The sequence below is a fragment of the Streptomyces sparsus genome (assembly GCF_054776295.1).
In genome coordinates, this window is record NZ_BAAHCA010000210.1 from 1 (window position 1) to 6,462 (window position 6,462).

Genomic DNA, 6,462 nt, shown 5'->3' on the forward strand with positions numbered 1-6,462 from the left:
ACCTGCCGTCGCCCGAGCAGCTGGCGGCCGTCGCCGGGCTGGCCCCGGACCGGCTGCCCCGGGACGCGCTGCGAGCAGCGCTGTTCCCCGGCGGGCGCCCCCGGCTGCTGGAGACCCTCACCACCCCGCTCGGCCGCTCGGGCTTCGTCTCCCTCCCGCTGTTCGCCGACGAACTCACCGCCGAACTCCGCGACGGGGAGACCCTCGTGGGCCGAACCGCCCGCGCCGTGCGGCACGCGGCAGAACTCGGCGCGCGCTGCGTGTCACTCGCCGGCATGATCCCGGCGCACACCGGCTACGGCTTCGCCGTCCTGCACGAGACCGGGCCGGCGGTGCCGCTCACCACCGGCCACGCGGCGACCGCGGTGTCCGTCGTCAGGACCGTGCACGCCGACCTCGACACCACCCACCGCAAGCTCCCCGAACTGACCGTCGCGGTGGTGGGCTGCGGTTCCATCGGCAGCTCCGCCCTGGCGCTGCTGCTCAGCCGTTCCCCGCTGCCCCCGGCCGGGCTGCTGCTGTGCGACGTCGCCGGCGGTCGGCGGCGGATGGCACAACTGGCCGACAGCCTCCGCCGATCCGGCGCGGCCACCACCGTCGAGACGTGCGAGTCGGACGCGGGGCTGCCCGACGCCGTCTACCGGGCGGACCTGGTGATCACGGCGGTGAGCGGCGGCGGCACGCTGCTCGACGTCGACCGCCTGCGGCCCGGGACCGTTGTCGTCGACGACTCCTTCCCGCACTGCGTGGACACCGCGCGAGCCGTCGCACGCATGCGGCGGGACCACGACGTGCTGGTGGTCGGCGGTGGACTGCTGGGCGTGGACAGCACCACGTCCCAGGTCGCCGACGGCCTCCCGGCCATCGCCGCCACCGGATACGCGGAGCGCCCGCAACTGCCGGGCACCGTCGCCTCCTGCCGACTGGAATCCCTGCTGCACGCGGCCGATCCCACGTTGCCCCTCGTGCGCGGTCCGGTCGGCGAGGCGTCGGTCCTGGCGTACTGGGAGGCGGCCGAGGCGGTGGAGGTACGGGCGGCGCCCCTGCATCTGCTCGGGCACACCGTCGACCTCGCGTCACTGGCGGGCTTCCCCCCACCGAAGACCAGGCGGCATCCCACCGGCCCCCGAGGTCGCCCGGCGCAGACCGGCGGCGGGTGAACGACGGCGGCGGACGAGGGGCCCGGCGGATGAGGGCAACGACGGGGGACGTGACGCGTCCTCCGCTCAGGGAAACCCTGGCCTACCACCGGTCGGCCTGTCTTGCCGGCCGGTACCGCTGGTGGGATCCGCTGTACGGCGTCCGGCGAACCCCGGTCACGTCCCCGGCCCGTACTCACCCGGCGCCCACGTCCCGTACCGGTGGCCGCCCCGCCTCCCGCCGCCCCTTCCCACCGGGCCGGGGACCGCCCGCGCCGACGGCTCCGGACTCCGGCCGCTGACGCCCTGATGCCGGTGGGGCGGCGTGGCCCACGGGCCCGGCCATCGGCGATCATGGAAGCGGAGACCGCGCCGTTCGCCGGGCGGTGCCGGTCGGGCCGCGGGTACGCGTCCACGGTCCTCGCGGACCGGCGACGGCGGCAGCCGACCTCTCGGGTGCACGCCCGCTCGCCTTGCGGGAGCCCGGCCGATCGAGCAGGAAACGAGGAGAACCGTGACGACGCCCGCTGTGCTGCCCGAGCTCGCAGACGTCTCCGCGACCGCGCCCTCCTGGGAGCTCGCGGTACCGGATGACGCGTCCCGGCCCGTGCTGCGGCTGCTCCGGGTGTCCGAGCACACCGCGGGGACGGGGGCGGCGCTCGCCCTCCTCGACGAGGGTGAGCGGCAGCGGTGGACGGCGTACCGCCGTCAGGAGGACCGCGACCGCTACGCCGTGGCGCACACGGCCCTGCGCAGGTTCCTGGGGAGCTTTCTGGACACACCGCCGGACACGGTGGAGCTGACGCGGGAGGACTGCCCGGTCTGCGGCGGACCGCACGGCCGCCCCGCGGTGCGGGGCGGTGGTGTGCACTTCTCGCTCTCCCACTGCGGTGACCTGGTCCTGCTGGCGTTCGCGCCCGTCGCGGTGGGTGTGGACGTGGAGGCCGTACCGGACCCCGCAGTCACCCGTGAGGTGTCCTCCGCGCTGCACACCCGGGAGCGTGCGGAGGTGGCGGCGCTGCCGGCCCCCGACCGGCCCGGTGCGTTCGCGAGGTGCTGGGTGCGCAAGGAGGCGTACCTGAAGGGCACCGGAAAGGGCCTCTCGGGTGGCCTGGAACGCACCTACCTGGGGACGGGCGACCGTCCCGCCGTGGTCGCCGGCTGGTCGCTGGTGGACGTGGACGTGGCGGCGGGCCACGCGGCGGCCGTCGCCGTCGACCTGCGGTGACCCCGCCGCGGTCCCGAGCCGCAGGACGCGGCCGAGGAAGCGGACGGAGGGCCGGAGGAGTCGCCAGGAGCGGCGGCGGTCAGGCGCGAAGGGCGGCGGCAGGCGGGTGAAGGGAGGCGGCGCAGCCGCTCAGCCCTGCGGCTCCTGCGGCGCGGCCTCGACCTCTCGCAGCCCTTCTTCCGTGCGGTCGGTTCTGGCCTCGGTCCGGTGGCCGCGCGCGATGTAGTCGCGTACCACTGCCTCGACGGCGTCCTGGGGGGACCCCACGCCGGCCAGCACCATCACCTCCACGACGAGTTCCGCGTCCAGACTGATGTTGACCTTCGCCACGGTCTGCCCCCTTCGTACGCAGGGCTGGACTGTAGCAGCGGTCGGCCGCCCGGTGCCCCCGGCCGGCCGGATCAGAAGGAGGGGCGGGGGAGCCGGACGATGCTGACGAAGAAGTCGTCGATCTGGCGCACCGCGGCGATGAACTGGTCCAGGTCCACCGGCTTGGTGACGTAGGCGTTGGCGTGCAGCCGGTAGCTGCGCAGGATGTCCTCCTCGGCCGAGGACGTGGTGAGGACCACGACCGGGATGGTCGCCAGTTCCGGGTCGGACTTGAGCTGCTCCAGCACCTGACGGCCGTCGTACTTCGGCAGGTTCAGGTCCAGCAGGATCAGGTCCGGGCGGGGCGCGTCGGCGTGCGCGCCGCGGCGGTAGACGAAGTCGAGGGCCTCCTCGCCGTCCCGGGCGACGTGCAGGGTGTTGCCGATCTTGTTGTCCTCGAACGCCTCCCGGGTCATCAGCTCGTCGCCCGGGTCGTCCTCCACCAGCAGGACCTCGATGGGCTGCTGTTCGGTCATGCCGTCGCTCCTTGGGGTGCGGGGGTGGTGGGTTCGTCGTCCCGAGCGGGCAGCGCGGGCAGGGTGAAGCAGATGCGGGTGCCGGGGGAGTGGTCGGGATCGACCCAGATGCGGCCCTTGTGATGCTCGACGATCTTGCGGCACAGCGCCAGCCCGATGCCCGTCCCGCTGTACGCCTCACGGCTGTGCAGGCGCTGGAAGACGACGAAGACCTTCTCGGCGAACTCCTGCGGAATGCCGATCCCGTTGTCCGCCACGCAGAACTGCCAGGCGTCGCCCCCGGCCTCCCGCACCGCCGTGCAGCTGATCACCACCACGGGCGGACGGTCGGGATCGCGGAACTTGAGCGCGTTGCCCAGAAGGTTCTGCCACAGCATCACCAGCAGCGTCGGGTCCCCGCTGACCTCGGGCAGCGGCTCCGCGCGCTCCACCCGGGCGTCGGACTCCTCGAGGGCGGCGGACAGGTTCTTGAGGGCCTTGTCCAGGGTGCGGTCCTGGGAGATGTCCTGCTGGGCGTCGTCGAGCCGACCCACCCGGGAGAAGGTGAGCAGGTCGTTGATGAGGACCTGCATGCGCTTGGCCCCGTCGACGGCGAAGTCGATGTACTGCCGTCCTCGATCGTCGAGTTTGTCGCCGTAGCGCTTCTCCAGCAACTGGCAGAAGCTCGCCACCTTGCGCAGCGGCTCCTGGAGGTCGTGCGAGGCGACGTAGGCGAACTGCTCCAGTTCGGCGTTGGACCTGCGCAGTTCCACGGCCTGCGCGTCCAGGTCGACGGTCTGCTGCGCGAGCAGTTCCCGTTTGCCCTCGGCGTTGTCGAGCGCGTTGACGACGCGTTCCCGCATCGCCTCGACGTCGCACGCCAGGGCTTGCAGGTCGGCCGGTCCGCTGGGGGTGATGCGGTGGCCGAACTCACCCTCGGCGATGCGGCGCGAGGCCTTGCCCAGCTCACGCAGCGGACGCGACACGATCACCCGCAGCAGCACGGCGATGACCACGCAGGCCGCCAGCAGCATCACGGCGACGCCCAGGAACACCAGGTTGCGGTAGTGGCGCGCGCTGGACAGCTCGGACTTGCCCTCCGCCCTGGCCTCGTCGAGGTGCTGGTTCTGCTCGGTGAACAGCGCCCGGAGCCGGTCGAAGGCCTGCCGCCCCCGTTCGGTGGCCGCGGTGTCGGGCTGCTCCTCGCGTGTCCGGGCGATCTCCAGGGCCGGTTCGGCGTGTTCGGTGCGCCACTGCTCGGCACGCTGCTCGATCGTGTCCAGATCGGCGAGCAGGGCCTCACGACCGGCCAACAGGGTCCGGAGGCGGTCCGTCGCCTGCTGCTGGAGCCGTCGCCCTTCGGTGTAGGGGCCGAGGAAGTCCGGGTCGCCGGTGATGCCGTACCCGCGTACTCCGGTCTCCTGGTCCACCAGGGCCGTCTGCATGCGCAGCGCCTCGGCGCGGGCGGGCAGGGTCTGGTCGATCAGTTCGTCCTGGATCTGCGTGGTCCGCGACATCAACTGGGCGCCCAGGACACCACCCGCGATGATGAGCACTGCCATGAAGGCGAGGACCAGGTGGAACCAGTGCTGGACCGTCAGCCGCCGGTCGCTCTTCACGTGCTGCTTCCCGTCGTCGTGCGCCAGTGGAGGTGAAGTACGGCGATGTCGTCGGTGAGACCGCCGTGGTCGGCCGCCGCTTCGGCGGCGCGGCCGATGAGGGTGTCGACGAACGCCTCCGCGGGTTGGCCCGCGGCCTGCTCGGCGAGTTCGAGCAGCCCGCTCTCGCCCATGCGCTGCGATCCTGGCCCGATCCGGCCCTCGAAGAGGCCGTCGGTGAAGACCACCAACGCGTCCGACGACGTGAGCGGGAGTTCGCTGACCGGCCAGGCGCTGGCCCCGGGGATCATGCCCAGTGCCGGGCCACCGGGCGGATCGACCCAGCGCACGCCGCCCGGCCCGTGCACGAGCAGCCCCGGGTGCCCGGCGCGGACGATGCTGGCGGTGCCGCCGCAGGGCGGGAGCGCGAGACTGGTGAGCGTCGCGAAGATCTCCGGTCCGGTCCGCTCGGCGACCATGACCTCTTCCAGCAGAGTCATCAGCTCGACACCCGTGGCACCACCGATGACGAGGGTGCGCCAGGCTATGCGCAGTGCCACGCCGAGCGCGGCCTCGTCCGGCCCGTGACCGGAGACGTCACCGATCACGGCGTGCACGGTGCCGTCCCGGGTCTGGACGATGTCGTAGAAGTCGCCGCCCAGCAGGGCCTGCGCCCGCCCCGGCCGGTAGCGTGCGACGACTCCGAAGGCGTCGGGGTCCCGCAGCATCGGTGAGGGCAGCAGGCCACGCTCCAGGCGGGCGTTCTCCTGCGCGCGCAACTGCCCGGCCTGGAGTGCCGCCGTGGTCAGTTCCGCCTGCTTGCGCTGGACCGCGTAGCGCACGGCCCGGCTGAGCAGCTCCGGGTCGACCCGCCCCTTGACGAGGTAGTCCTGCGCTCCGGCCGCCACCGCGTCCAGCCCGGTGCCGTCCTCCGCCAGCCCGGTCAGTACGACGACGGCCACGTCCTTCGCCCCGCTGCGCAGCCGGGTCACGGCCTCCAGACCCTGCGCGTCCGGCAGGTGCAGATCCAGCAGGATGCAGTCCGGCTGCCAGGCCTCCAGCTCCTCCAGGGCCTGCCCGAGTGAGCGGGCCCAGACGAAGCGCATCTCCGTGGGCCCGTCGGCCACCATCTCCTCAACGAGGAGGGCGTCCCCCGGGTCGTCCTCGATGAGGAGCACTGAGGGCCGCCACGGGCCGACGCCGACCGGCGTTCGGGCCGCGGGTGTGGACTCCTCGGGTTCCGCACTGGGCGGCTCCCCAATCGGCACGGGTGTGCCAGGACCCCATGTCACCTCGCACACACCTTCCGTGGCCGTTTCTTCGTGTGATCGCCGAAAGAATACTGCGAAGTCGGCCACGGTCGGCTCCGACGGGGAGGCCCGGCACCCGCGGAGGGTGCCGCACGGGCGGTTCTGTCCCACTCCGGCCCGGTGCGCCCGGCGGCCCCGGGAGCCGCCGCTGGTCGGCCTGCCGTGCCCACACCGCTCTGACCTGCGCGAAGAGAACAGTCGGCGGATTACGGCGGCACCCGGGTGAGCTGGGAGTGGTTGCGGACAAAGGTGCATACATCCGGACGTGGGATGCGCCACACCGGCGTCTCCGCGGCGTCCCGGACCCGCCGGTGCCGGTGGCGGCGGCCCGGGGGTGGCCGGTGGTGTCACCGTGCGGCGGCC

General features: G+C 73.1%; 5 protein-coding genes and 1 pseudogene. 2 read left to right on the forward strand and 4 right to left on the reverse strand.

Annotated features, from left to right (window positions below):
* A pseudogene (locus tag ACYVE9_RS12325) lies at positions 1-1,160 on the forward strand (condensation domain-containing protein); the annotation flags it as partial.
* A gap of 493 nt (positions 1,161-1,653) precedes the next feature.
* Positions 1,654-2,367 carry a 4'-phosphopantetheinyl transferase family protein gene (locus tag ACYVE9_RS12330; protein WP_461027844.1) on the forward strand — a complete coding sequence of 238 codons (714 nt, stop codon included), beginning with the start codon at positions 1,654-1,656 and terminating at the stop codon, positions 2,365-2,367.
* A 129-nt stretch (positions 2,368-2,496) separates the two neighbouring features.
* On the opposite strand, the gene ACYVE9_RS12335 is transcribed toward ACYVE9_RS12330, so the two are convergent.
* The 4 genes from ACYVE9_RS12335 to ACYVE9_RS12350 form a co-directional block, all read right to left on the reverse strand.
* Positions 2,497-2,697: a type II toxin-antitoxin system VapB family antitoxin gene (locus ACYVE9_RS12335; RefSeq protein WP_461027845.1), complete on the reverse strand. Its 201-nt coding sequence runs from the start codon at positions 2,695-2,697 to the stop codon at positions 2,497-2,499.
* A gap of 71 nt (positions 2,698-2,768) precedes the next feature.
* Complete coding sequence (locus ACYVE9_RS12340) at positions 2,769-3,212, reverse strand: response regulator (RefSeq protein WP_461027846.1); 444 nt, start codon at positions 3,210-3,212, stop codon at positions 2,769-2,771.
* A complete protein-coding gene (locus tag ACYVE9_RS12345; protein ID WP_461027847.1) occupies positions 3,209-4,810 on the reverse strand; it encodes a sensor histidine kinase in 1,602 nt (533 codons plus the stop codon). Before ACYVE9_RS12345 ends, ACYVE9_RS12340 begins: the two co-directional genes overlap by 4 nt.
* Positions 4,807-6,051, reverse strand: a complete 1,245-nt coding sequence (locus tag ACYVE9_RS12350) for a PP2C family protein-serine/threonine phosphatase (protein WP_461027848.1) — start codon at positions 6,049-6,051, stop codon at positions 4,807-4,809. The genes ACYVE9_RS12345 and ACYVE9_RS12350 overlap by 4 nt, the downstream gene beginning before the upstream one ends.
* Positions 6,052-6,462: the final 411 nt, after the last annotated feature.

Excerpts from the sequence above, each read along its gene's own strand:
- ACYVE9_RS12340 (WP_461027846.1), bottom strand. The coding sequence starts at position 3,212 with ATGACCGAACAGCAGCCCATCGAGGTCCTGCTGGTGGAGGACGACCCG.